This window comes from Allochromatium humboldtianum (assembly GCF_013385175.1).
GTDB lineage: Bacteria > Pseudomonadota > Gammaproteobacteria > Chromatiales > Chromatiaceae > Thermochromatium > Thermochromatium humboldtianum.
Genome location: NZ_JABZEO010000002.1, coordinates 149,703 through 173,826, shown reverse-complemented (window position 1 = coordinate 173,826; position 24,124 = coordinate 149,703). Strand labels below are relative to the sequence as shown.

Sequence of the window (24,124 nt, the reverse complement as noted above, 5' to 3'; positions counted from 1 at the left end):
ACATGAACCCGCTTCTTCTTTCAAATGATCCCGATGCCTCGAACGCACTTTCGCTCTGTATCGGCCTGGGGCCGGAGGCAGAGCAGCTGCTGAGGGCGTTGCGTGCCCAGATGCAAACCGAGGCGGCTATCGGTGGACTCGTCGCGCAGTCCGGCACGGATCCGGCCATTGTGGACGCCTGGTCATCGGAGACTCCGCCCTATCCCTGTGTGCTCGTCGTACTAGTGATTGATGCCCGCGATCGTCAGGCGCGTGACATGAGCCGCTTCTGGACTGAACGGCTGGCGCCGATCGGCTATCTGCGCGCCGCGCTCGTCATCGGTGATCAGCCGGCCACGGCCGAGCCATCGTGGCGCCAGGAACTGAGCGCGCACTTCGATGGGGTGATCGATCTCTGTCCGCAACACCCACAGCTGCGCCGGATGGCCGCGCTCAGCCTGGGCATCGGCCTGCTGTTCTTGAACCGAACCCTGATCAGCATCGATGCGGCTGATTTACGCGACATCCTGCGTCTAGGATCACAGGCACGCAGCGCCGCGACCATCTGGAGTCGTCCTGAACGCCGTCTTTTCGCGCTCCAACGGGTGTGGCACACACTCCAGCCTGGGCAGATTCAAGGGGCCATAGCCTTTCTGCATGGCGGTGTCGACCTGAGCCTGGATGAGTTTGTGCGACTGACCGATCATCTGTGCCGGCGTTTGCCGGAGGATGCATTTGTAGTGATGGGGTGGTTTCCGCATCCTGAGTGGCCGAACGGACGACGGGGTCTGGAGCTGATGCTGGTTGGCGACTGGGGCGATACGCCGCTCGCGACCACCCCTGGATGGATCGCCGGTTTAAGACAAGAAGTCGCCGAGAGGCCGGATGACGAGGACTATGTGTGGCATCCAGTAGAACCCGTGGTGGCAGATGTGGATTCTCGTGATATTCCATTTTTCCTGCAGCCTGCTCGTCGTTCAGATACCCAAAAATGAAAACCAAATTGACTGAAGCCTCCACTTACTGGTTCTCGCCTGCGCCGTGTGAATTCACGTCTTCACGGATTTCTCTAGACTTCGATCTGCGCACAGCCGACCTATTCTTTCGTGAACTTGTGGTGCCCGAACTTGGACGCATCTGGTTCGCACGGCAGATCTCATGGCCTTTGGCGGCGCTGGCACTATACGAGGAGCTTGCGAGCCACGATTCAAATGTTCCTAAGCCCACTGCTATCTGTCACGGTATCGAGGCACTCGCATGCAAGCTGGAGTACCTCAGCGATCGTCAGGATCCCTCGCGCCGCATCCTCGGACGACGCGCATTTGGCCGCGACGCCGAGCATGAGGTGTGGTCATTCCAACGGTTGCGCCAAGCGACTAACTACGTCCGCAACACGCACCGCCAAGCCGCGACGCGCGCGCTCCGAGTTGATGGTGGGCTTGGCTTTGCGAGCGGCTCGCGCTTCGACCTGCTCGAACTGGAGCCTGTCGGGCGTGCGCTGGCCGACGCATTCCTTGAGCAACGCATCGGGAAAGGCGGCACCAGCCTTCGCAAGTGGCTGCTTGGGTGGATCGAAGGCGACCGCGAGATCTCGGGCTGCCCCAAGACCCTCCTGCAAGCGCTGTCCCCCGAGCACCCGACCGACGATGAGCGCGTCCTGATCCGCTCACGGCTGTTCGGAACATCGTCGTCCGCAAGCGAGAAGCGGCAGCACCTAGCCCGAGCAATAGGGCGCGCTGCAAAACTGCCGAGCATCGAGGACAGCGTTGTCGTTCGTCTTCGCGAGGCCGGTCATCGCGAGCAAGCCAACGAAGTCGTCGTAGCGCGTGCGTTCGGCGCAGTGCTCGACCGAGCACGTGATGCAGTCGCGAGCCTGACCCGCGCGGTCGAGCCCGGACGTGGCGGCGTGAAGCTTACGAATCTTGCAAGTGACTCAGTGCTCAAGAAGTCGATCAAGGATCTCCGGACCAGCTCGAAGAAATATATCGAGAAGGCAAACACGGCGGCCGTTAAGGAGACCACGAGCCGAGCGTTCGCAGACGCAGTCGTCGCGGGAGATGACGCGGAAGCCATTCGGATCCTCGTTCGGCGTTCCGGTGAGGTGCTCGGGCTTGCCGACGGCTTCGTCACCCGCGGCCCGCTGTTTCGCATCGTCAGCTCGACTGATAACACCAGTGACCCGGAAGACGGCGCGGCGAGCATCGAACCCGATCGCACGGGTCGAACGTTCCGCATCGCGAACTTTCACTCGCTCCTGCGCGACATCGATCAAAGGAGTTCGCGATGAATGCCGAGAAGACGCTACTCGACATCTTTGTGCCGCCCGATGGTCTGGCCGGGCACAGCGCAGCCCTCGTCGCCATGACCGGCACCGAAGATTTCCTTGAGGACGCCATGCAGCGTTTCACGGGTCTTCGCCCCCGACAGCGCGCCGAACTGGGGCATGTGCTCGTATACCTTATGCTTGACGGACATGCTTCGGACTCCCGGCAGGAGGTCTTTCCACCAGGACGTATCCCCGGCCTGCACGAGATCCAGCCGCGCAAGGTCGAGACCGATTCGCTCCTGCACGCCAAGGTTGCGCTGCTGGCGTTCGCACCGAGCCGGACCGGCGCACCTGTCCACCTTCGCCTCGCGGTACTCACGGCCAACTTCACCTATACCTCGGCGCGGCAGCAGCTCGAGTTGGTCTGGGTCGTCGATGTGCCCCTCGACGACACTGCACGCCCGGAAGACCGCGCGGATGCCAGGGTAGCGGGAGCGTTCGTGGAGACGCTCCTCACGCAACGCTTCCATTGCAACGAACAGAGTCTCCCGCCGGAGGACCGCAAGCTGACGTCGCGGCTCGACGTCCTCCTTAAGGCCGCATCGTCCCTCAAGACGAATCGCAAGCCACGCTTCATCCACTCGCTCGACAGGCCTCTGTACGACCAGATCCGCGAGCGCTTCCACAGCGCGATCGACAAGCCGAGGAACCTGCTACTGTGCGGCTCGGGTTTCTACGAGGAGCCGTCCAACAAGGCGCGCAAGCCCGCCGTCTTCGACAAGCTCGAGAACCTGGGTGTGTTCACCTCGAACGTGCGCCGCGTGGCGCTGGTCGAGCCCGAAAAATCTGGTGCGGTGGCGACGTGGGCCAAGGCGGGCAACACGGACGGCTGGGAGGTCGTTCGCCCCTTTGACGCGCTCAACTACAAACGGCGGCTCCATGCGAAGTTCGTTTACGCGGGCTACCTCCGCAACGGGCACTTAAGTAACGGCTGGATCTATCTCGGGTCGGGCAACCTCTCGCGCCGCGGCCTCCTCACTCACGGAGGGATGGCCAAGGGGAACGTCGAGACCGGCGTGGTCTTCGCGGTCGACGACCGACTCGATGGTGAGGCGATCAAGCGTTGGCTGTTCTGGTCGGACGAAGCCGAGATCATCGGCGACGAGGAGTGGGCCATCGGTCAGGTGGGCGACGCGCCAGACGCGCAGCCCATCCTGGAAGCAACGCCGATTCTTTCGGCGATGATCGAGACGGCGCAGACACGACGCCTAATATTGCTCTGGCGCGAGGACTTCTCTGGCGAGTCCCGCGTGAGGATCTCCTGGACGGGACGTGACTGGTTCGACGTGAAACGAGGGAGCGAAATCCCACTGCAGAACGACGAGAGTCCAACCGCGCTCAACGTCGCTGGCGAAAGCACCCACAGGTGGGTCGTACCCGTCGTGGACGCCGCCGGGCGCGTTGGGTGGCAACCGCCACGCTTCGACACCTACGCTGATGCGCTTGCGGCCCTCCTCGATTTCCCAATTCGTCCTGCCGAGGCTACGGACGACGATGACAGTGACGAAGAGGATGGTCGCAACATGAATGGCAAAGGGACTGGAGAAAGGACGGAGGAGAGAGTCGAGCAGGAGAAACGCTATGCGCTGCACGCCGCTGCCGAACTCATCGAAAAGGTCGCTGCCCTACAGGCGGTACTGCCCAAGTCGATGCTTGACGACTGGCTCGATCATCTCGATCGGATGTTCCGTGCATCCTTTCCTCAAGCACTCATTGAGACTTGGCGCACGCATCGTCTCAATATATTCCTGCACCTTAAGGCAGAGGAACTGCGACCACCAAATCTGAATGAACAGCAGGAAGCCAGGTACTCCGAGGTGCTTGATGGCGCCGCGCGTGCGTGGGGGCTGCAATGAGTTTCTCGTGGGCAGGTGCAGCCACCGCGCTTCGCACGTTCGTCAAGAAGGATGCGGCCAAGCCGCGTGCGGATCAGCATCTCGACGAGGGCCAGCGAGCGTCGCTCACATGGGTGGCTGAGCGGCTGCCACAGAGCGGTGTCATACTCGCGGATGAGGTCGGCACCGGCAAGACGCGCATCGCGTGCGCTGTGGTTCACGCCGTCTTGAAAGCGGGCGGTCGCGCGGCTGTCGTCGTTCCGCACGGACTCATGCACCAGTGGATCGCGGAGTCGCGGAAGCTCTGTGCAATCAGCCCGGTGCCGAAGGAACTCACGACGTTCACGGAGTTCCTGCGAGGAGTGTCGCTGAATGAGGCTTCGTGGAAGGAACACTGCCCCCGTCCAGACAAGTCCGAGTGGTGGCTCATTTCTCACGGATTTCGCACGCCTCTGGTCCGCAGCAACCCTTGGCGTGTGGCGCTGCCGGCGTTCGTCGAGCTGCATCTCGCCTCGCAAGCCGAGCGCAATGACGGGCGGACGCGGATCGGCAAGCTCCAGCGCGAGATCAAGAACGCGCCTGAATCGTGGTGGGACTGGAAGGGCATGGCACGCATCGCGAGTGAGATCGCGCCCCGCGTTCCTGAGCGTTTGAGCAAGCGCATTGAGGCGTTGCCCAAGCTCAACGTGTCGAGCTGGAACAACAACGCGCTCCTTGCGCAGTTTGGCAACGGCGGCGATGGGCGTCCGTTGACTGAGGAGCTGCTGGGCCTGTGGCTCGGCGAGTTCGATCTGCTCGTCATTGACGAGGCCCATAAGAGCCGGGGCGAGGTAGAGGAGGTCGAGGACACGGATCGGCGCACGAAATCGGGCAAGGTGCTCGCTCGCCTCGTCGACAAGATCTTGAAGCAGCCCGAGCACGGCCGTCGGCTGTGCCTCACGGCGACGCCGATGGAACTTGATCTATCGCAGTGGCTCGACCTGCTTCGCCGTGCGCACTGCGGGATCGACCAAGAACAAGGGAAGCAGGTGGTGAAGCGCCTGCATGACGCGGCATCGCGCGCCGCTATCGCCCCCGATGAAGGAAGTCGCCTCGATGAGCTGTGCGCAGCCGCAAAGGTTTTTACCAAGACGCTCTCTCCATACGTGACGCGGCGTCGGCGGGACGAGGATCCGCTCATCACGAAATTTCGCGAGGGTGCAGAGCTGCTCGCTGGGCGGCCGCATCCACATCGACGCCTTCAGCGCCTACAGATTGGATGGACGGAAACGGTCAGCCAAAATTCGCCCTGGCTCGATGTGCTCTTTGCGGCCGAGTGCATGAGCCAGAGCGCACGGGGCTTGAAAAAGGATGTGTTTGAGTCGGCGATTCAGCTATCAGGTAACAGTTCCGATGAGAAAAAGCAGAAGCGGCTGAAGCACCTGATCAGAGATATGTACGTGCGACTTGCATCTGGTCACCTGAGTGCCGACATCTTCGACACTGACGTGCGAATCGTACCCCCTGAGGATTGCGAAGTTGTCGCACGAGGCAAATTGCAACGCACTGAATACTGGCGGGCCAGGATTCAGAAGTCCATGCGTTCCGGCCTCCACGAGGATGAGCATCCGCGCATTCTTGCTGCCGTGAAGGAGATCGAGAGCTGGATGCTTAAGCGCGAGAAGGTACTGGTTTTTGGCGTCTTCCTGCGCCCGCTTCGACTCCTGCGTGACGTGCTCAACGTGCGGCAAGCGCTATATGCCGCCGATGTGGGTCAGCCGATCGTACACGCAATTCACACCGACAATGCACTGAGCGAAATTGCGTTGCGCCAGCTCTATCGCCTGCGCGCGGAAGGCTTGCTCAAAGGCCGTCTTTCCGCAGGCGGCAACAAAGTGATGCTTGACGCACTCGAAGAGAGCCACAAGGCTTACGAACGCCTGCGGGACAGGGTACGTTTGCGCGCAAAGAAGCAGGTCGTCGCGTGGAGCAAAGACCCGCTGTTCCTCGGCGGTGCATTGGATGCGCCCGCGCTCAAGGGTGCGCTCGAAGACCACCTAATTTCGTTCGTACTCGACGACTTCCTAGCCAAGACATCGGTGTCCGACAAGCAGTTGACCGACGAGCGTTTCAAGACGCTCGTCGCCGAGTTCGTCAAAGAGCGCCTGCTTCCGCTGTTTAGCGAGTTGGGTAATGAAGAGATCCAAAAGAAGCAGATCGTGCTCCGTCAGGAGTCGCTGAGGGCACTTCTCGATGACGACGACAGTCGCCAGAGCCTTCACGCGCGTCTTCTTCAGGGGGACACTCGATGGCAGACCCGGCGCTACCTACAGGCTGCATTCAACCGTTCCGGTGGCTCGCCGTGGGTGCTGATCGCGCAGAGTCAGGTCGGGCGCGAGGGGCTCAATCTTCACGAGTCCTGTCGTGTAGTCCTGCAGTTCCACGCCGAATGGAACCCCGCTGTACTCGAACAGCAAATCGGGCGTGTGGACCGGAAAGGCAGCCGCTGGGAGCGGCTCGCGAGAAAGTGGATTGAGGATGGAAAACAAGGAGAGCCTCCGTTTGTTGAGGTGCGTCAACTTGTCTTCGAAGGCACATACGACGCCTTTCAGTGGGATCGTGTGATGCGCCGACAGCACGCCTTCGATGCTAGCCTCTTCGGCTCACTGCTACCCGCTAACGCGTGGGATCGCGTGCCGAAGACCCGCCTCAACGAACTCAATCACTGCGCTCCAAGATTCAATCCTTTGAGGCACAAAAATTTTACCGAGGATCGATAGTCATGCTGCCCACGCTCCTTTGTCCTGCGCGATCTCAGGCGCCAGCGTCTGGAGATGGATGAATCCCGCCGGCAATGGCTCGGCGGTGACTGAAACAGCGACGGCGGCCATCAGGATCGCCGGCGACAGGGGCGGGTCAGTGACAGGCGTGAACGCCCCATCAGGGGGCTGAAGAACCGCCATGATAACCAGAATCGATTCGTGCCAGGGAAACTCCCGACTCCAGCCGGCGGCCCTTGACGCTGTATTCGATCTCGATCATGGTTGAGGTCCATTGGATAGCTTGGGACGAGTATAACCCCGCCGGCCAGTTGCGCTGCGCAGTGGCGGGCGGCCCGAGTCCCGCACCGATACCGGAGTCCTGTCGACGATGCCGAACACCCGCACACCGCTGGCACTCATCACGGGCGGCGCCCAAGGGATCGGCCGCGCCCTGGCTCAGGCGTTCCTGGCCGAAGGCTGGCGGGTGGCGGTGCTCGACCGGGAGGCCGAGGCGCTGTCTGAGGTGACGGCTGAATGGGCGACCTCCGCCTGTCTCGGGCTGGAGGCCGATGTCGGCGATGAAACGGCGGTCGCGCGCGCCTTCGCCGCACTGGCGGCCTGGCAGGCTCGGGATGGCCAGCCCGACGGCCTGGATCTGCTGGTCAACAATGCCGGTCTGGCCGACCCGCTGAGCGGTCCGCTCGAAACACTGTCGCTGGCCGACTGGAGGCGTTGGCAGGATAGCCATCTGACCGGCGCCTTTCTCTGCACCCGTGCAGCCATTCCAGGGCTGCGCCGACGCCGTGGCGCGATCGTCAACATCGCCTCGACCCGCGCCCTGCAATCCGAACCCCAGTGCGAAGCCTATGCCGCCGCCAAGGGCGGACTGCTGGCCTTCACCCATGCCGCCGCGATCAGTCTGGGACCGGAGATCCGGGTCAATGCCATCAGTCCCGGCTGGATCGAGACCGGTCCGCTCCAGAAGTCGGCGCATCGGCGTGCCCCGCACCATCGCCCGATCGATCGGACCCAACATGCCGTCGGGCGGGTCGGAGAGCCGGAGGACATCGTCGCCGCCGTGCGCTTCCTGGCCGGCGATCAAGCCGGATTTATCACCGGCCAGAACCTGATCGTCGATGGCGGGATGACCCGCACCATGATCTATGCGGCGTGAAGCCGACATGGGCGCACGACACTCAACACGTCGCTCGAGTCTGGAGACAGCGCCGAACCGGCTGGTCAGTCCTCACAAAGATGGCGAGCGGTCTCAAGGCCGCTGGATTCATCCGGAGAAACAGCGTTACTACAGCGTCGCCCTGGTCCGCGACCTGTTCGGCGATTGGACGCTGCTCCAGTGCTGGGGAGGGATCGGTTCCCACCTGGGCGGCCAGCGCATCCTGTGGGTCGAATCGCGCGAAGCCGGATTGAAGCAGATCGCGGCGATCGGGAAGCGGCGTCGGCAGCATGGATATCGGGATGACGAACGCATCCGTGCTGCAAGCGAATCCTGATGGCGACGGCTCCCCGCCTGGCGCTCCAGCTCAGACCGATCCGCTCGACGACGGCATCCGGAAAGCTCGCATCAAGCTCCAGGTCCAGTACAGGGTATAGGCAAGAAAGCTCCCGAGCGCTGTAAGAAACAGCGGCTCATCGAGGCGCACCGGATCGGCCAGATTGGCCTGCAAGGTCAGCCACTCGGCCACCAACAGAAACCCGAACAGCGCCGTGCCGAACGCTTGGAGTCGCTCGTGAAGCCGTGCACCCGTCGCACCAGATCGGCACTGCACGTCAGCACCCCGAACAGCAGCAACGACAGGCCCACGCTCAGACCCGTCGCCGTCAGACTCGATCCCCAGCCATCCGGGACGCCGCCCGCGCCGAAGTGGATCGCCACCCGCTCGGGCAGGAGGTTCCAGGACTCCAGGGCCAGGATCAGGTTGGCGAAAACGCTCAGATACAGGGCCAGACGCATCCTCGATGCCTGTTCACTTCCAGGGCCAGCCGCCATCGATCTGGCCATGCTCGAAGAACGTCCGGCAGCGCGGACAGAGATAGAGCACCGGCGAACCCATGTGCGGCGTCTTGAGCACACGCGAAGAGCCACCGCAGCGCGGGCAGGCATGGATACGCCGATGCAGCCAATAGACCAGTACGAGCCAGGGCGCGACGATCCACAGCAGATCCGCCTGAAACCCCGCCGCCGCCAACAACGGAATGCCCGGAAAGGTACCGAGCAACACCACGACCAGCCAGACCCGGAAGCGTCGTTCGGCCCGCGCCGGAAACGCGCACTCGCGATAGCGCTGACCGTTTTGTTGAAGTTCGCGCCCATCCTCGGAGAAGAGGACGCCCGCATAGCGGTATCCCCGGCGTCGGTCGGTCAGCGACATCGCCGCTTCCTCATGGAATAGATCGACGCCGAACTCAGGACGGCGCTTCCAGGACGATCCGAAACAGCGCCTTCAGGGCCGGGACATCGAACAGCACACCGGCCACAAACAGCGCCGCCGGTCAGCGCCGTTCCAGACAATAATCGCCGCTCACAATCCAGCCCGAAGGACAGGAGCCGATCTTTGGAATCGCCGCCCGACCCGACGCCCCCGACAGACAGTAGTCACCGCTGACGTGATAACCGCTGGGGCAGCTCCCCCGCTTCTCGACCGCGAACCGCGCATTCGAGCCGGGCGTGCAATAGTTCCCGCTGACGTAATAGCCGCTCGGACAGCTCCCGCGCTTGAGCAGCGGTTGAGGCGCGGGATCGGGCCATGCCGGACCCGCGATCATCAGGATAGAACAGACTGCCGGCAGCCGGACAAACAGGGCGAGTCGACGCATGGGATAGGGTCTCCGGTGTGGCTTCAGGGCAAAACATCCCCGATAAGCTTCAATTCCATCGCCCGCTCGGGATCGAGCCAGCGGATGCCCTCACTGGGCATGGTCGCCGCCAAGGCCACCACCTCCGCATCCACCCCCATGCTCTGGAAGTAGCGGATGTAGTTGCCGACCAGACGCTGACCATCCTCCAGGCTGCCGCCGCCGGGTGCATAGGACTGGTGCAGACCGATGCGCGCCCCATTGATGGCCAATCGATCCACGCCGCCAGCCAGTGCGAAGGTGCAGGCACTGGCGCATACCTCACCGGCGATCGTGTCGAGATTGTGGCTGCGCAGATAGTAGCCGACCATCTGCGCTTCCGAGACCAGCCCGCCGACGCTGTTGAGCCCGAGGGCCGCCGCCTCGTTCTCCTCCAGGGCCGCGATGATCCGTTGTCCATCCCCAGCCTCGAACTCGCCTGAGAACATGACGATCACCGTCCCGTTCTCCAGGTCGATGCGCGAGAGTTTGTCGGGCGCGGACGGCTTGGTGGGGGCCAATGCCTGCTCGGATTTGGGACGGCTGTGGCTCGGTTGCAGCGTCGTCCTTTGGAGCATGAGGAGACAGTTGCCATAGGCGTTGTTGAACGCCAGCGCCGTACCCGTGAGTCCCACGTTCAGATTGCCCTGGTCGGTGCGCACGCGCAGGATCTGGCCGCGCTTGAGGTCGTAGAGCGCCTTGTCCGAGAGCGGGAAGCCGATCAGCGGCGTGCCGTCACCGGTATCGACCGCTTCGACGTCGAGCGTGTTGTATTGGCTCTGGTCGATGGTGAAGGTCATCGACGTGACCTGATCGTTGCCGATGAGACCGAAGTAGGCGGTATCGCAATCATCATCGGGCGGAAAGGCGATCGCGATGGCCAGTCCGTTGTCGAAGAAGGTCTTGGCGACATTCCCTTCCCACTGCCATTGTCCACGTCCGCCTTGATAGGTTGGGGGATCGAACTGGGCTGGGGCCGCGAACGCGGTCAAGGCCAGAATCAGACCCGGCAGGAGCCGAGTGACAGGGGAGTGGTACATCGCGAGCATGTCTGAAGCCTCCAAGCGGATCATGCGTAAGAACCGCACCTGATGACGGGTGCGGAGCCAGATGAAGAATACACACGAAGCCGGGATGGCGTCCGAGAACCCGCGCTGCCGGCCAAGGAAGCGCGAAGCGCGGGGCCGGTAGTCCCGGGTAGGTGTAGGCGCGGGCCTAACGCCGCAAGCGCGTAGGGGCCAACGGTCCCGAAGCGGTGGAGGCGAGTAGGCAAAGCGCACCCGACACACCGTAGAGTCATTCGCGCAGAGGATGGCGTAGGCGCGTAGAGCCGCAGCCGTCCTCGGAGTGGGACGAACCCGGGCCTAAAGGTTGTCTCGTCGCGAGGGCGTGGGGGCGACTTGGAGTCCCGCCACGCATCCTGAGCGACGATGACACTCCGGGTCACCGTCGCCACATGAAGCCACCCTCGCCTCCCGTCGTCTGGGAAATCGACATCCCGCTGGCGACCAACCCGCGTCTGCTCAAGACCCTGGCCCTGGTCTGCGGTCTGGCGGCACTGATCTCCAGCCTCTTCATGAGCGTCATCCTGGGCGCCCAGGGCGACTGGGACGACATTCCGCCCCTGGTGGGGATCTTGGCCTTGATCGGCTTGGGGATGTTCGTCAGCTTCGTGCTGATCGCCCTGATCGTCTTCGGCAACCGTCTGCGCACGCGCTATACGTTCGATGCCCAGGGGATCCACCAGGAGACCATCGATCGCACCAGCCGACTCATCAATCGGCTCACCGTGCTCGGGGGCGCAGCGAGCGGTCAGCCGGGCACGATGGGGGCTGGACTGACCGCCCGCGCCCGTGAAAGCGAGCGGCTCGATTGGCGCGGCAGTTTCAGTCTCCAGGTCCAGCCGCGCGTCCATCGGCTGATCTTTCGCAACGCCTGGCGACCGCTGATGGAGGTCTACTGCACACCCGAAAACTTCGCGCAGGTCGAGACTCTGGCACGACACTTCATGCAGCGGTACCACACGCCCGAGCGCACAGCGGCGCGCTCACCCCTGCCGTCCTATCTGGGGCACTCCGTGCTGATCCTGCTGGCGGCCTTCATGCTGTTCACCGCGCACGATGAATTCGATCTGGACCTGTTCGCGCCGATCCTGGTCATGGCCTTCGCGCTGGCCACGCTGTGGCTGATTCCGCTGTTCGGCTATGTCGTGCTGCTGGTCAATGCCGGTATCCTGGTGTCGCTGGTGTTGGCTGCCCTGGAAGAACGGACCTCCTACATCCGCCCCCAGGAGCGCTATCGTCACTACGAGGTCTTCTCCGACGCGGACTGGGCGTTGCTCGGCTTCAGCCTACTGGCGCTGGGGTATCTGTCCTGGCTGGCGTGGCGGGCGGTGCGTGGACGGTTGCTGTCGCTGCTGATGCGCGATCAGGGCGATCAGACTGGCTCGGGCGACTGAGGCGTTGCGATCACGACCAAACCACTGGAGAACAGAACCATGCCATTCACGACACTGTCACGCGGGGCGCTGTGGAGCCTGCTGCTCACGTTCCTGCTGTTCGGGACCGTTCAGGCCGATGCCGTAACTGAGGTCGAGCGGATCCTCGACGACATTCGCCAGGATCAGCCGGTGCCGCGCCTGGACTATCTGCACCCTGTCGCGCCCATGAATACCGGATGTGCGCTCTTCGAGGGTCGCTACGGCGCCGTCACCCTCCAGGTCGAGACCCATCCCGACAGTCCGCGTGTCGCCTCGCTCCTGCTCCGGATCCCCGGTCCGGATCAGACCCGCGCCCTGCTTCCGACCGTCTCGCACGTACTCGGAGCACCGCACCGTCAGGATCGACGCCAGTCGGCCTATGGCTGGGACTGGCCGGAGTATCGCACCGCCTCTCTCCACTATGTCCCCGGCGGATCCAGTGCACCAGGCCAGACGATCGTGTCGCTGTTCTATCGCTAGCCGATCCGGCTAACCGGACCATCGAGGACATCCCCATGCGCACTGACAAGGCTTCAGGTACGCCCAGGCTCCGCGCCCGCTATCACGGGGCCCTGCTGGGACTGGCCGCTGGCGACGCACTCGGCACCACGCTGGAGTTCACCCGTCCCGGCACCTTCGCGCCGATCACGGACATGATCGGCGGCGGTCCCTTCCGGCTCGCCCCCGGCCAATGGACCGACGACACCTCGATGGCCCTGTGTCTGGCCGAGAGCCTGATCGAATGCCGGGGCTTCGAGGCCGCCGATCAAATGCGCCGCTACCGGCGCTGGCGGGACGAGGGCTATTGGAGCAGCACCGGGCGCTGCTTCGACATCGGGAACACCGTGGCCAGTGCCCTGAACCGCTTCATCGACACCGGCGACCCCTTCGCCGGCGCGACCGATCCCCACACCGCCGGCAACGGCTCGCTGATGCGGCTGGCCCCGATCCCACTGGCCTTCGCCCGTGATCCGGTCGCCGCCGTGGAACAGGCCGGGCAGATGTCGCGCACCACGCACGGTGCCGCTGAGGCGGTCGATGCCTGCCGCTACTATGCTGGACTCCTCATCGGCGCCCACCAGGGCGTGGAGAAGCCCGTGCTGCTCGCCCCCCACTTCGCCCCCGTGGGCGTCGACTGGAACCAAACACCCCTGGCCCCCGCCATCGCCACGATCGCCGCCGGTTCCTTCAAAGAGCGCCATCCTCCAGACATCCGAGGCACCGGCTATGTGGTCCAGGCGCTCGAAGCGGCGCTGTGGGCCTTCCACACCAGCGACAGCTTCGCAGACGGGGCGCTCAAGGCGGTCAATCTGGGCGAGGATGCCGACACCACCGGGGCCATCTATGGCCAACTGGCCGGGGCCTACTATGGCGTAGAGGCCATTCCTGAGTCCTGGCGCGCCCGACTGACCCACGCCGAGGCCATCGCCCGTTTGGCCGATGGGCTGCTGGAGCTGGCGGGACGGGAGGCGACGGATTGAAGCCGGGTGGCCTCCATGACGCCATCGCCGGGCACCGTCACAGGACAGTCGAACCCTCCGCGCTTCGCTCAACCGGCTAGTACCTCGCACCGATAATGTCCCGGATAATCTGATCGCCCCAAGGCCACGAACTCACCCATTTTGCTGGCTTTGGTTATCTGGCTCATATCCGGTGCGAGGTACTAGGGCACAGGTGGTACGGACCAGAAGAACCCGCCGAGAACCACACCAATAAGCAACAGCGGTGCAACGAAACCCGTGCTCAACATTTGGCTCCAGGGAACCCAGCGTCGGATGGCGGATGGCTGAAGCGGTCTCGAAGTCATCACCCACTCCTGTGTCTTCATGAATGGCACCCGATCCATCCGCTCAAGGCCGCCAACCCGAATCACCCTGTTGCTCGCGCAGACGCTGCACCTCGGCGAGGCAACGCCAGTGACAGGCCAGCCGACGATAGGCACACAGCTGATCGGGCTCCCGACAATCCGTAGGATGCAGGCACAGCGCCTCGATATGGCACAAGATCGTCTCGGCCAGCGCGACCGAGCGCTTGTGAACGTACTGATGGATGAGATCGGCGAGGCGTCGGCGCAAGCGCGACGCTTCCAGGCGCGTGAGGTCGTCGAGTTCCAGGTGGTGGGTCAGGGCGGACATGGCGTGTTTCTCCCGAGAGTAACGGTTGAGGAAACACCCGGCTTGGCGATCCGGTCTGGAGTGGCTGGCGGGTCTATTTGATAATGATTCTCATCTTATCTCAAAAACGTCCCCTGTCAATCGATTTTCCGAACCCGGACAGTCAGCCGCTCGCGCGCTATCCTGAGCGCCTTGTCATCGTCATGAGGATTCGCCCATGCCTACTCTTCGCCTGCTGACCAACGTCGAGATCGCTCCCGAGTCTCGCCCCGAACTGCTGGCCCATGCCTCGCGCATGGTCGCTGAGCTTCTCGGCAAGCCCGAATCCTATGTCATGGTGATCCTGGAGAGCGGGCGCGACCTGCTGTTTGCCGGGACGGCTGATCCGGCCGCCTATCTGGAACTCAAGAGCCTGGGCCTGCCCGAGTCGCGGACACCGGAGTTCTCACGCGCCCTCTGTGGTCTGCTCAACGAAACGCTGTCCATCCCGCCCGAGCGGGTCTACATCGAGTTCGCCGCCTCGCCCCGACATCTGTTCGGGTGGAACAACGCCACCTTCTGAGGCCCTCGAATCATGCGCCTCACTGGACCCCCGATGCCTGATTCAACACCAGCCGCCCGTCTGCGCGCCCTGCTCGCCCGCGATCAGCTCCAGCTCATGCCCTGCTGCTTCGATGCGCTCTCGGCGCGCCTGATCGCGCAGGCCGGTTTTCCGCTGACCTTCATGAGCGGCTTTGCCGTCTCCGCCGCGCGACTGGCCTTGCCCGACACCGGCCTGATCACCGTCACCGAGATGCTCGACCAGGGGCGCTCCATCTGTCAGGCGGTCGACATCCCAGTCATCGGCGACGGCGATACCGGACACGGCAACCCGGCCAACGTACGTCGCACCGTCGAGCAGTATGCCGCCGCCGGCTTTGCCGGAATCATGATCGAGGATCAGGTCGCGCCCAAGCGCTGCGGACATACCGGGGTCAAGGCGGTGGTCGAGCGTTCGGAAGCGTTACGGCGCATCCGTGCGGCCGTCGAGGCGCGCGAGGCCGGCGCGGATCTGGTGATCGTGGCCCGCACCGATGCGCGCAGTGCCGTGGGACTCGACGAGGCGCTATGGCGCGTGCAGGCGTTCGCCGATCTGGGCGCTGAGGTGCTGTTCCTGGAGGCCCCGCGTGATGAACAGGAGATGGAGCGCTTCTGCCGTGTGGTGCCCGGCTGGCCGATGGCCAACATGCTGGAGGACGGTCTGACACCCTGGCTGCCGCCCAAACGCCTGGCTGAGATGGGCTATCGGCTCGCGGCCTATCCGCTGAGTCTGCTCAGCAGCGCCGTGGCGGCGATGCAAGGGGCGCTGGCCGATCTCCAGGCCGGGCGCACGCCGGGAACGCGCGTCTCCTTCGGCGAACTGCGCCGGATCGTCGGTTTCGACGACTATGAAGCCTTCCTGGAGCGCTATGCTGAGTAGGCTCTGGGCCGCTTGGTTCAGCCGTCAGAACAGTCGACACGCCGTCTCGTCGCGTATGTGGCGGTGCTGGAGAACCCGGCACTGCCGGTGTTCGAGAAGAAGGCCGGGGGAGTCAGTGTTAGAATCCCCCGCGCGTCAGGCATTGGCGTCCAGGCTGTGAGCGCCAATCGTCCACGCCAGGGGCTGAGTGATTTGAGTCGCCTCGCGACCTCTGGAGGACAGGATGGGCAAGACAGCGCTGGATGAGATCCTGGTCCGGCTACGCGCGACTCAGCGCGAGCTCGATCAGGAGTTCGACCGTCTGCTCGCGGACAGTCGCGAGCAGTTTCGCTATTCACTGCAACGCGGCAAGGTCGTGTTCGAGCAGGGAATGCGACTCTGGCATCGACAGCAGCGGACCGGCGTGTGGCGCTATCTGCGACAGGCTCCGGTCGCCTACCTCCTGTCGGCCCCCTTCATCTACGGCATGATCGTTCCCTTGCTGCTGCTCGACGCCGCGCTGACGCTGTATCAGCACGTCTGTTTTCGTATCTATCGCATTCCCAGAGTTCGGCGTGGCGCGTATTTCAGGCTCGACCGGCATCGGCTCGCCTATCTCAACGGCATCGAGAAACTGAACTGTCTCTATTGCGGCTACGCCAACCAGTTGATGGAGTATGCCCGTGAAGTGGTCGCTCGCACCGAGCGGTACTGGTGTCCGATCAAACATGCCCAGCGCACGGTCGACCCGCACCGCTATACGGCCCACTTCTTCGAGTATGGCGATGCCCAGAGCTATCGACACGAGTTTCAGCGCTTTCGTCGGAGCTGGTCGCCGGAAGACGCCTCCAAACATGATCAATCGTGATCACACCGCTTTGATGATGTCGCCGCCCGCCCTCCTGTTCAGCTGGAACAAGGCGACCTTCTGACCGGCGACCACGCCCCTCAGCGGTTCATGCCTTCTTCAGAAACTCCGCCTTCAACAGAAAGCTCCCGGCGTCGGTCTTGCAGTCGACGGCATGATCGCCGCCCACCAGCCGGATGCCCTTGATCTTGGTGCCGACCTTGAGCGTGGTCGAGGTGCCCTTGACCTTGAGATCCTTGATCAGCACCACGCTATCGCCATCGCTGAGAACCTGTCCGTTGGCATCCTTGACCACGATGGCGTCCGCGTCGCCCTCGTCATCGGCCTGTTGCGGCCACTCATGGCCGCAGTCGGGAGATGTAGAGATCTCCGTCAGGATAGGTGTTGCCCATCGAGCAGCGGGGACAGGGTGGAGGTGTGGTCATCGGTCGGTCGTCATCGGTTGGTCTTGAAAGGGGCGCATCATACCGGATCGGACGATGCCGGCACCGGAAACCTTTGAGCAACCAAACCGGCCCACTGGATTGGCTTTTTATTGATATTTGTCAATTTGTTAGAGCAATTAAACCGATCGTGACAAACGACTGTATCCGTTCATGCGCGAGCGCTAATCTAGCCTCAACCTCGTGAGAGGGATCCACACCGAACGTTACCGACACGAATGGAGAGCTCAGCCATGACTCAAGAGACGACCGCGACCGCCATGCCGCGCCTGAACGAACCCGCACCGGCCTTCGATGCCCCGACCACCCACGGCCGCAAGACGCTGGAGGACTATCACGGGAAATGGCTGGTGCTCTTCTCGCACCCGGCCGACTTCACCCCGGTCTGCACCACCGAGTTCATGGGTTTCGCCCGCCGGCACGCCGACTTCCAAGCCATCGGCTGTGAACTGCTCGGACTCTCGATCGACAGTCACTACAGCCATGTCGCCTGGGTGCGCAACATCAAGGAGAAGTTCGACGTCGAGATCGGCTTCCCGATCATCGCCGATCTGTCGATGGCCGTGGCCAAGGCTTACGGCATGATCCAGCCAGGCGCGAGCGACACCTCGGCGGTCCGCGCTACCTTCGTCATCGATCCCCAGGGCGTGCTGCGCGCCATGCTCTACTACCCCATGAGCAATGGCCGCTCGATCGACGAGATCCTGCGTCTGGTCAAGGCGATGCAGACCTCGGACGCCAACAAGGTCGCCACGCCCGAGAACTGGCAGCCGGGCGATAAGGTCATCGTCCCGCCGCCGGGCAGTGTGGAAGAGGCCAATGCGCGCGCCGTCAGCGACGAGTACGAATGCGTCGACTGGTACTTCTGCAAGAAGTCGCTCTGACCGCCTGCCCCACGGGTGTGACTGAAACCCAGGCCCCGGCTCCGTGAGCGGGGCCTTGGTCTATGCGCCGGCTTGAACGTCTTCAGACAGTTCGAGCTTCAGGACAGCCGGCACACCGTTTCATAGAGCAAGCGATCCAGTTCCGTCGTCTCGACCTTGGATGCCGTGGGCGCCACCACGGCCTCCAGGCGCGTCAGCTCGCGGGCGATGAAGGCATCGAGGATGGGATCGGGTGCGCCGTGCTCGGCCTCGCCGACAGAGCGTTTGACGCGCAACAGTTCCGCAATGGCCGCGCGCAACACCGGATCCGCGATCAGCGTCTCGACCAGGGTCTCGAAGCGCATCGGCGCCGGTCCGCGCCCCTGCTCGATCCACAGCGTCGCCAGCAGTGGACGCAGCACATAGAGGTACTTCTTCAGCCGCACCCGCTCACCGCCCAGATAGGCGCGGGCATTGCCCCGCGCCATGTGGATGTAATGATGAAACGCGCGCTCAGGCCGGTGCAGTTGCCGGGCGAGTTCGCGCAACCGCTCCAGAAAGACCGGCTCGGCCCTGTAGACGATCGGCGAATCGAGCCATTCGATCAGGGTGGCATTGCCCTTGTGCAGCAGCGCGAGCGCCTTGCGCAGTTCCCAACCGTTGATGTCCAGAACATCACTGATCGGCTCCTCGATCACATCCCGCGCCGGATGGACGCGCAGATACCAGGGCAACGGATGGACGTAGAGAAAGCGCACGTCGTAATCGCTGTCGGGCGAGGCGAAGCCCCAGCCCCGGCTGCCGGACTCACAGGCATAGAGGAGCCGCACCTCATGGGCGGCCTCGATGGCGGTCAGCCGGTCGCGGATGTCGGCCTGAATGGCCGGGTCGAGGGTGTCGGCGGCGCTCATCGATCCAGCCTTGGCTACGCCTGCACCGCCTTGAGCGCTACGGGTTGGGCGTTCTCGGTCCGGATCTCAGGCGTCGACGTCGACGCCGACCCCGCGCTCGGCTCCAGTTCCACCGACTTGCCCTTCAGGATCAGCTCGACCTCGCGAGCATGACGGGCCAGATGCACCGTCAGCGTCTCCAGGTCGTCATCGGGCAGACTCGGCAACACCGATCCGGCACGCAACCAGTCGGCCAGCCGCTCGGCGTTCTCCAGAATCCGGTCATAGGCTTCGGCGGCTTTCTTGTCGGCGGTGCGCAAACGTTCCACTCCCCGGCGGTCACGGACGATGTATTCGATTTCGATCATGGTGCGGCCCCATTTTGGCCATCAGTGGTCTGGGATGGGGAGTATAGCCGTTCACGGTTGCGCCCTTTGGATACACGACAGATCCTGGATTCGCAGATACTCCAGCACACGAGTTTCGAGCCAATAGTGCGGCTTCCAGGGCCAGGGGCCGGCGACGAACCCGACATGCCCGCCATGCGCGGCCAATTCGAGCGTCACGCCGGGACCAAGCTCATGCGCCCAAGGGACGGTAGTCGGGAACATGAAGGGATCATCCGCCGCCTGGAGGATGAGCGTAGGCGTGTGGATGCCGGCCAGAAAGGGCCGGCAACTGGCCCGCGTGTAATAGTCGAAGACGCCGGAGAAGCCGTTGAGCGGTGCGGTGATTTGGTCGTCGAATTGGTTGAAGTCGTGGATCGCGTCCAGATCCACATCCAACGGAAAGGGGCGATGGGCGAACTTGCGCCGCAGACTGGCCTTGAGCTTGCCCAGCAGATGGCGCCGATAGAGGCGCGAGCCGCCCAGATCCAGCCGCAGCATGGCATCACGCAGCACGAAGGGCACCGAGACAGCCACCGCCCGTTGCAGCCGTGGCGCGGGTGTCTCGCCCAGATACTTGAGCAGAAGATTGGCCCCGAGCGAGAAACCGATCGCCGCTACGTTCTGTACGAAAAGTAATGCCTGAAGCATCGGCGGATGCAAGCCAGCGTGAACATGGCCGAAAAGCTGGAGGCCAACTTGTCGTAACGAGTGGCGATGCGTCGACAGGACTTGAGCCAGCCGAACAGTCGCTCGATGACGTTGCGCTGGCGATAGCGGGTAGCGCTGAACGTCCGAGGGCGGCCCGGCTTGGGCTTGCGCACGCCCTGGCGTTGCGGGATCACCGGACGGATGCCGCGCCGATCGCAGTAATGGCGTAAGCCGTCGGCATCGTAGCCCTTGTCGGCGAGTAGCTGACGGCCGCGCGTCCGTGGACGCCCCGGGCGGGCGCTGGGCAGGCGGACCTGATCGAGAAGCGGTTGGGCATAGCCGATGTCGCTGTGCTGCCCCGGGGAGAGCAGAAAGCTCAAGGGGACGCCCTTGGCATCGCAGAGCAGGTGGATCTTGGTCGTCAGGCCGCCCCGACTGCGCCCGAGCGCCTGGCTTAGCGGCTCTTGCGGCCCCCTTTTTTCCCGCCGCCCGCGGCGGCGCGCGTGGCACGGATCGAGGTCGAGTCGATCATCCAGGTCTCCAGATCGATCAACCCGTCCTCACGCAGTCGGATGTGCAACCGCTCCAGGACCTTGGTGAAGGTGCCGTCGTCACGCCAGTCGCGAAACCGCTGGTAGACCGTCGACCAGGGACCGAAGCGCTCGGGCAGGTCGCGCCACGCCGCCCCCGAGCACAGCACCCAGAAGAGACCGTTGAGCATCAGGCGGTCGTCTCGGCGCGGGCGGCCCGTGCGTTGCGGACGGGAAAACAAATCGGCGATCAACTCCCAGGCTTCTTCGGGAAGCTCGTAACGTCTCGACATCTGGCCTCTTCTCCTCTTGGAACGAGGTCAGTGTAACAAGCTGGGTTTTCGTACAGAACGTAGCGGCGCGCCCTCGGGATCGCGGCTCAAGACCTCCAGCACCTCGGCCAGATCCGCGCTTGCGCCCGAGTGGTAGGCGCGATCGAGCCGGTTCGGTTCCTCCGAGCACCCGTGCAGAAACAGGAAGATCGGCTGAAAACCGCCGTGCGCGAGTGTCTGCATCAGACTGCCCGCATAGTGCGACTCCAGGTTGCCTTCGAGCCCATGGATCACCAACACCCGTGGACCGGATGAGGTTCCCAGGGCCAGATCGATGAAATCGCCATCGACCAGTTCGATCCGGCGCCGTGTCAGCGCCAGGCGTGGACGCCGACGCATCAGGCTGGGCCAAAGGGTCTGGAGATGGGGACCGGGCAGCCACCAGGCCGGACGGAAGCGGCTCGTCGTGAGGCGGCCCGTGGTGCGCGGCGTGGTCATGCACGGGTCTCGATGATCATGGGGCTCCTGGCTCCGTTGGGTCTGGAGCCTGAGTATACTCGGCCGGCTCGCCGTGCCGCGCCGTTCTGCCACACTCGCTCCAGGCTCGGTATGGCAGGCGCGGCCCCGATCCCAACAGCCGAATCCGAGCGCCATGAGGACACCACGATGCATATACAGATCCGCTCCATGAAGCCCGAAGAGATCGATCTGGCGCTCGACTGGGCCGCCGCCGAGGGCTGGAATCCAGGCCTCCAGGATGCCGTCCCCTTTCGGGCCGCCGACCCCGAGGGCTTTCTGATCGGGCGGATCGACACCACACCCGTGGCGATCATCTCAGCGGTGCGCTACGCCGAGACTTTCGGCTTCATCGGGTTCTATATCGTGCACCCGGACTGGCGCGGCCAAGGCCACGGCTGGGCCATCTGGCAGGCGGCCATGGCGCGTCTGGCGGGACGCACCATCGGCCTCGACGGGGTGCCGGCGCAACAGGACAACTACCGACGCTCGGGCTTCGAGCTCGCCTACCGGCAGGTGCGCTATCAGGGCCACGGTCTGGCGCAAGGCGTTTCATCCGATCCCGAGCTAGTGGATCTGCATCAGGTTCCGCCGGCTGAACTCGCCGCCTGTGACCGTGCCAGCTTCCCAACGGCGCGCGAGGCATTTCTGCACGCCTGGATCCGCCAACCCCGGACTCGTGCCCTCGGGCTGCTCGATCAGGGACGACTCGTCGGCTATGGCGTGCGCCGCGCGTGCCGGCAGGGCTTCAAGATCGGCCCGCTCCTGGCCGCGACGCCCGCCGGGGCCGAGCGACTCTTCACGGCCCTCCGGGCCGATGTCGCGTGCGAGGAACCCGTGTTCCTCGACATCCCGGCCGGCCATCCGGCTGCCGTCGCCCTCGTCCAACGCCACGGCTGGCAGCCGGTGTTCGAGACCGCGCGCATGTATGCCGGTCCGGCACCGACGCTGGATCCGGCACGAATCTATGGCGTGACCAGTTTCGAGTTGGGCTGATGGGGAAGCCACCAGGGCCTCACCATGACAGGCGGTGCGTCGAGCATTGGCTTTGCTCCAGCAATCAGACGGTCCAGTCTCCGGTCGTCAACGAGCGCGCCTTCGCGCCGCCTCGACTAGACTGCGACTGGAATCCGTTGCGGTCTGGTCAAGGCCGCACGGCTCAATGTCAACTCCAACGAGGACTCCGTCATGTTCAAGTTCGATGCGATTCGGCTCACAACCATTGCGGCCCTTGGCGCACTGTCGATCCTGTGGGGAGCGGTCCGGGCTGAGTCCTCGCCGCCGACGGGAGCCGCGGCCACGCTGGAGGTCAAGGTGTTGGAGGCACAGCCGTCGACGGGCAACGAAGCCCTCTACCGGATGGAGGTTATCTCGGTGTTGCAATCCAGCATCCGCGTGAAGCCGGGCGACAGCATCCGCGTGCGCTCCCGCCTCGCCGCTCCGGACGCACTGGATCAGGGTCTCAAGCCGCGCGGCTGGATCGGAACCGCCTACCTCAACCCGGATCCGAGAGCCACCGGCCCGGAGGCGCGCTTGCAATTCGTCGGGGCGGCCAACGGTGACAGCTTCGCAGAGCTTCCGCCAACGCCCCCTTCGGTGCGGTGGATCGAATATCCGCGTGAGGGCACTGAATGAACACCGAGATCGTCGGACAATGCTGGAACTGCGGGGCCGATCTGAGCCAATCGGACTACGGGCGCGAGGCCGACTGCCTGGCGTGCGTCAAGCCCACCCATGTCTGCCGCAACTGCCGCCACTACGCCACCGGCCGCCCCAACGATTGTCTGGAACCGCTGGCCGAGCGCGTGCTCGACAAGGCGCGCGCCAACTTCTGCGAGTATTTCGAACCCAGCCTCACCCCAGCGGCGGCGGGAGCCTCCCCAGGCCCGGAAGACTTGGCCAAAGCCGCGCTGGATCTGTTCAAGTAGCCCAGCATCGGGTCAGATCACTCGGGGGCCTGGCCCTCTTTCCCCCGCTGCCACGGCCAGCGCCCCTCCAGCTCGACCTGAAGCGCCATGCTCAGAAAGGTCCGAATCAGCACGATCAGGCCCAGCACCGTCACGCCCTCCAGCGTCGGCGGCACGGCCACGGTGCGGATGATGTCGGCCGCGACCAGCAGTTCCAGGCCCAGCAGGATGCCGCGCCCGAGATCCAGCCGCAGTTGATGGTACGGATCGCTCCCCGCGCGCCGTTGCATCAGATAGCGCCAACCGGCGATCAGAATACCGGCGACGATGACCAGCACCCCGGCGCCGTCGATCAGCAGGGCGATCCATTCGATGAGGTCTTTGAAGTGGGTCATGGTTGTATCGGTTCCTCAATCCCACAGCCGGGGTTCGCCGATCTGCGTCACGCGCGACCCGGCGTACTCCAGCGTAAACCCGCCTTTCAGGTAGCCCCAGTTCGCCATGAGCGCCATGTCGATCCGGTCACAGGGCTGAAGCGCCTCGGTCTGGGCCGTCAGATCGAGGCCCCGGTCGAAGGCGACCGGCACGGCTTGTCCGGCAATCTGGGCCGACCGCACCACACCGTTGCGGATTGCCAGATCCGCGCAGGTCTGGCGGGAATCCCGCTTGGAGATCGACACCATCGCGCTACGATCCGCCGGCAGCGGGAGGATGAAAGGCGATCCGCCGAGCGTGAAGGATGCCGCGACCTGTTCAACGGCCCGCTCCAGTTGCCTGGCCTCCCAGAGCATCAGGCCTACGAGCACAAGCAGAGGAAGGCCCAACAGCAGGCCGATCCATTTCAGGAATTTGATGAGAAGGCGCATGACTGTCGAGCCTTCCGGTTTTCCTCGGTCTTGATCTCGCGGGGGACGCCGATACGCATCGATCGCCTGTCTTGGATTGCGCTGCTGGGAGGCGAATACTGTGGGATATCATCCGGCGTCATTCAAGCGATACATCCACCATGAATCCTCAACCCCTGACTCACGGA

29 protein-coding genes and 2 pseudogenes are annotated in these 24,124 nt (G+C 63.9%); 16 read left to right on the top strand and 15 right to left on the bottom strand.

Going from position 1 to position 24,124, the window contains the following annotated elements; all coding sequences use genetic code 11:
• The first annotated feature begins 2 nt into the window (after positions 1 to 2).
• The 4 genes from HW932_RS03285 to HW932_RS03270 are packed head-to-tail and all read left to right on the top strand — an operon-like array spanning position 3 to position 6,899.
• The gene (locus tag HW932_RS03285; protein ID WP_176975068.1) at positions 3 to 974 is read left to right on the top strand and encodes a hypothetical protein; all 972 of its coding nucleotides are present in this window, start codon (positions 3 to 5) and stop codon (positions 972 to 974) included.
• Positions 971 to 2,266 carry a hypothetical protein gene (locus HW932_RS03280; protein ID WP_176975067.1) on the top strand — a complete coding sequence of 432 codons (1,296 nt, stop codon included), beginning with the start codon at positions 971 to 973 and terminating at the stop codon, positions 2,264 to 2,266. The genes HW932_RS03285 and HW932_RS03280 overlap by 4 nt, the downstream gene beginning before the upstream one ends.
• Positions 2,263 to 4,161 (top strand): phospholipase D-like domain-containing protein, encoded by a 1,899-nt coding sequence (locus tag HW932_RS03275; protein ID WP_176975066.1) that lies wholly within the window; start codon positions 2,263 to 2,265, stop codon positions 4,159 to 4,161. Before HW932_RS03280 ends, HW932_RS03275 begins: the two co-directional genes overlap by 4 nt.
• On the top strand, positions 4,158 to 6,899 hold the full coding sequence (locus tag HW932_RS03270) for a helicase-related protein (protein ID WP_176975065.1): 2,742 nt from the start codon (positions 4,158 to 4,160) through the stop codon (positions 6,897 to 6,899). Before HW932_RS03275 ends, HW932_RS03270 begins: the two co-directional genes overlap by 4 nt.
• On the opposite strand, the gene HW932_RS03265 is transcribed toward HW932_RS03270, so the two are convergent.
• On the bottom strand, positions 6,900 to 7,082 hold the full coding sequence (locus HW932_RS03265; protein WP_176975064.1) for a hypothetical protein: 183 nt from the start codon (positions 7,080 to 7,082) through the stop codon (positions 6,900 to 6,902).
• A 187-nt stretch (positions 7,083 to 7,269) separates the two neighbouring features.
• Between HW932_RS03265 and HW932_RS03260 the strand changes: the two genes are divergently transcribed.
• Positions 7,270 to 8,055: an SDR family oxidoreductase gene (locus tag HW932_RS03260; RefSeq protein ID WP_176975063.1), complete on the top strand. Its 786-nt coding sequence runs from the start codon at positions 7,270 to 7,272 to the stop codon at positions 8,053 to 8,055.
• 7 nt (positions 8,056 to 8,062) lie between these two features.
• Positions 8,063 to 8,392, top strand: coding sequence for a WGR domain-containing protein (locus HW932_RS03255; RefSeq protein ID WP_343046951.1), 330 nt, complete (start codon positions 8,063 to 8,065; stop codon positions 8,390 to 8,392).
• A 30-nt stretch (positions 8,393 to 8,422) separates the two neighbouring features.
• Here the strand turns inward: HW932_RS03255 and HW932_RS03250 are convergent, their stop codons facing one another.
• The 5 genes from HW932_RS03250 to HW932_RS03230 form a co-directional block, all read right to left on the bottom strand.
• Positions 8,423 to 8,566, bottom strand: a complete 144-nt coding sequence (locus HW932_RS03250) for a hypothetical protein (RefSeq protein ID WP_176975062.1) — start codon at positions 8,564 to 8,566, stop codon at positions 8,423 to 8,425.
• A gap of 2 nt (positions 8,567 to 8,568) precedes the next feature.
• Positions 8,569 to 8,853, bottom strand: coding sequence for a DUF1648 domain-containing protein (locus HW932_RS03245; RefSeq protein WP_176975061.1), 285 nt, complete (start codon positions 8,851 to 8,853; stop codon positions 8,569 to 8,571).
• Between the two features lie 13 nt (positions 8,854 to 8,866).
• The gene (locus HW932_RS03240) at positions 8,867 to 9,271 is read right to left on the bottom strand and encodes a hypothetical protein (RefSeq protein ID WP_176975060.1); all 405 of its coding nucleotides are present in this window, start codon (positions 9,269 to 9,271) and stop codon (positions 8,867 to 8,869) included.
• Positions 9,272 to 9,392: 121 nt separating this feature from the next.
• Positions 9,393 to 9,716 carry a hypothetical protein gene (locus HW932_RS03235; protein ID WP_176975059.1) on the bottom strand — a complete coding sequence of 108 codons (324 nt, stop codon included), beginning with the start codon at positions 9,714 to 9,716 and terminating at the stop codon, positions 9,393 to 9,395.
• 23 nt (positions 9,717 to 9,739) lie between these two features.
• Positions 9,740 to 10,783, bottom strand: coding sequence for a COG3904 family protein (locus HW932_RS03230; protein WP_176975058.1), 1,044 nt, complete (start codon positions 10,781 to 10,783; stop codon positions 9,740 to 9,742).
• A gap of 407 nt (positions 10,784 to 11,190) precedes the next feature.
• Between HW932_RS03230 and HW932_RS03225 the strand changes: the two genes are divergently transcribed.
• From HW932_RS03225 to HW932_RS03215, 3 genes are read left to right on the top strand one after another with little or no spacing between them, the layout of a single operon-like run.
• Positions 11,191 to 12,192 carry a hypothetical protein gene (locus HW932_RS03225; RefSeq protein ID WP_176975057.1) on the top strand — a complete coding sequence of 334 codons (1,002 nt, stop codon included), beginning with the start codon at positions 11,191 to 11,193 and terminating at the stop codon, positions 12,190 to 12,192.
• A gap of 39 nt (positions 12,193 to 12,231) precedes the next feature.
• On the top strand, positions 12,232 to 12,693 hold the full coding sequence (locus tag HW932_RS03220; RefSeq protein WP_176975056.1) for a hypothetical protein: 462 nt from the start codon (positions 12,232 to 12,234) through the stop codon (positions 12,691 to 12,693).
• Positions 12,694 to 12,728: 35 nt separating this feature from the next.
• Positions 12,729 to 13,694, top strand: a complete 966-nt coding sequence (locus HW932_RS03215) for an ADP-ribosylglycohydrolase family protein (protein ID WP_176975055.1) — start codon at positions 12,729 to 12,731, stop codon at positions 13,692 to 13,694.
• 369 nt (positions 13,695 to 14,063) lie between these two features.
• Here HW932_RS03215 and HW932_RS03210 read toward each other — a convergent pair whose 3' ends face one another.
• Complete coding sequence (locus tag HW932_RS03210; RefSeq protein ID WP_176975054.1) at positions 14,064 to 14,348, bottom strand: ATP dependent RNA helicase; 285 nt, start codon at positions 14,346 to 14,348, stop codon at positions 14,064 to 14,066.
• Positions 14,349 to 14,544: 196 nt separating this feature from the next.
• On the opposite strand from HW932_RS03210, the gene HW932_RS03205 reads away from it, so the two are divergent.
• From HW932_RS03205 to HW932_RS03195, 3 genes are all read left to right on the top strand, one after another.
• Positions 14,545 to 14,889, top strand: a complete 345-nt coding sequence (locus HW932_RS03205; protein ID WP_176975053.1) for a phenylpyruvate tautomerase MIF-related protein — start codon at positions 14,545 to 14,547, stop codon at positions 14,887 to 14,889.
• Positions 14,890 to 14,922: 33 nt separating this feature from the next.
• A complete protein-coding gene (locus tag HW932_RS03200; RefSeq protein WP_176975052.1) occupies positions 14,923 to 15,786 on the top strand; it encodes an isocitrate lyase/PEP mutase family protein in 864 nt (287 codons plus the stop codon).
• Between the two features lie 223 nt (positions 15,787 to 16,009).
• Positions 16,010 to 16,633 carry a hypothetical protein gene (locus HW932_RS03195; RefSeq protein WP_176975051.1) on the top strand — a complete coding sequence of 208 codons (624 nt, stop codon included), beginning with the start codon at positions 16,010 to 16,012 and terminating at the stop codon, positions 16,631 to 16,633.
• Between the two features lie 88 nt (positions 16,634 to 16,721).
• On the opposite strand, the gene HW932_RS03190 is transcribed toward HW932_RS03195, so the two are convergent.
• Positions 16,722 to 17,000 carry a zinc ribbon domain-containing protein YjdM gene (locus HW932_RS03190; RefSeq protein WP_425485094.1) on the bottom strand — a complete coding sequence of 93 codons (279 nt, stop codon included), beginning with the start codon at positions 16,998 to 17,000 and terminating at the stop codon, positions 16,722 to 16,724.
• 309 nt (positions 17,001 to 17,309) lie between these two features.
• Between HW932_RS03190 and HW932_RS03185 the strand changes: the two genes are divergently transcribed.
• Complete coding sequence (locus HW932_RS03185) at positions 17,310 to 17,960, top strand: peroxiredoxin (RefSeq protein WP_176975050.1); 651 nt, start codon at positions 17,310 to 17,312, stop codon at positions 17,958 to 17,960.
• 98 nt (positions 17,961 to 18,058) lie between these two features.
• On the opposite strand, the gene HW932_RS03180 is transcribed toward HW932_RS03185, so the two are convergent.
• The 5 genes and pseudogenes from HW932_RS03180 to HW932_RS03160 form a co-directional block, all read right to left on the bottom strand.
• Positions 18,059 to 18,850, bottom strand: coding sequence for a nucleotidyltransferase domain-containing protein (locus HW932_RS03180; RefSeq protein ID WP_176975049.1), 792 nt, complete (start codon positions 18,848 to 18,850; stop codon positions 18,059 to 18,061).
• A gap of 14 nt (positions 18,851 to 18,864) precedes the next feature.
• Positions 18,865 to 19,197, bottom strand: a complete 333-nt coding sequence (locus HW932_RS03175; RefSeq protein WP_176975048.1) for a YebG family protein — start codon at positions 19,195 to 19,197, stop codon at positions 18,865 to 18,867.
• A gap of 51 nt (positions 19,198 to 19,248) precedes the next feature.
• Positions 19,249 to 19,836, bottom strand: a pseudogene (locus HW932_RS03170) (YheT family hydrolase); the annotation flags it as partial.
• Positions 19,833 to 20,689 (bottom strand): IS5 family transposase gene (locus HW932_RS03165; RefSeq protein ID WP_176975047.1). Its coding sequence is split into 2 segments (ribosomal slippage): positions 19,833 to 20,341 and positions 20,341 to 20,689, totalling 858 coding nucleotides; the frame shifts between segments, so codons are not numbered across the junction. The pseudogene HW932_RS03170 and the gene HW932_RS03165, both read right to left, overlap by 4 nt.
• A gap of 51 nt (positions 20,690 to 20,740) precedes the next feature.
• A pseudogene (locus HW932_RS03160) lies at positions 20,741 to 21,166 on the bottom strand (alpha/beta fold hydrolase family protein); the annotation flags it as partial.
• 168 nt (positions 21,167 to 21,334) lie between these two features.
• Between HW932_RS03160 and HW932_RS03155 the strand changes: the two are divergent.
• The 3 genes from HW932_RS03155 to HW932_RS03145 all read left to right on the top strand — a co-directional run bounded on the left by HW932_RS03155 (position 21,335) and on the right by HW932_RS03145 (position 23,112).
• Positions 21,335 to 22,180 carry a GNAT family N-acetyltransferase gene (locus HW932_RS03155; protein ID WP_222932210.1) on the top strand — a complete coding sequence of 282 codons (846 nt, stop codon included), beginning with the start codon at positions 21,335 to 21,337 and terminating at the stop codon, positions 22,178 to 22,180.
• Between the two features lie 192 nt (positions 22,181 to 22,372).
• Positions 22,373 to 22,819, top strand: a complete 447-nt coding sequence (locus HW932_RS03150; protein WP_176975046.1) for a hypothetical protein — start codon at positions 22,373 to 22,375, stop codon at positions 22,817 to 22,819.
• On the top strand, positions 22,816 to 23,112 hold the full coding sequence (locus tag HW932_RS03145) for a hypothetical protein (protein WP_176975045.1): 297 nt from the start codon (positions 22,816 to 22,818) through the stop codon (positions 23,110 to 23,112). The genes HW932_RS03150 and HW932_RS03145 overlap by 4 nt, the downstream gene beginning before the upstream one ends.
• 17 nt (positions 23,113 to 23,129) lie before the next feature.
• Here HW932_RS03145 and HW932_RS03140 read toward each other — a convergent pair whose 3' ends face one another.
• Positions 23,130 to 23,486, bottom strand: coding sequence for a DUF1622 domain-containing protein (locus HW932_RS03140; protein WP_176975044.1), 357 nt, complete (start codon positions 23,484 to 23,486; stop codon positions 23,130 to 23,132).
• A 15-nt stretch (positions 23,487 to 23,501) separates the two neighbouring features.
• Complete coding sequence (locus tag HW932_RS03135; RefSeq protein ID WP_176975043.1) at positions 23,502 to 23,957, bottom strand: hypothetical protein; 456 nt, start codon at positions 23,955 to 23,957, stop codon at positions 23,502 to 23,504.
• Positions 23,958 to 24,124 lie beyond the last annotated feature (167 nt).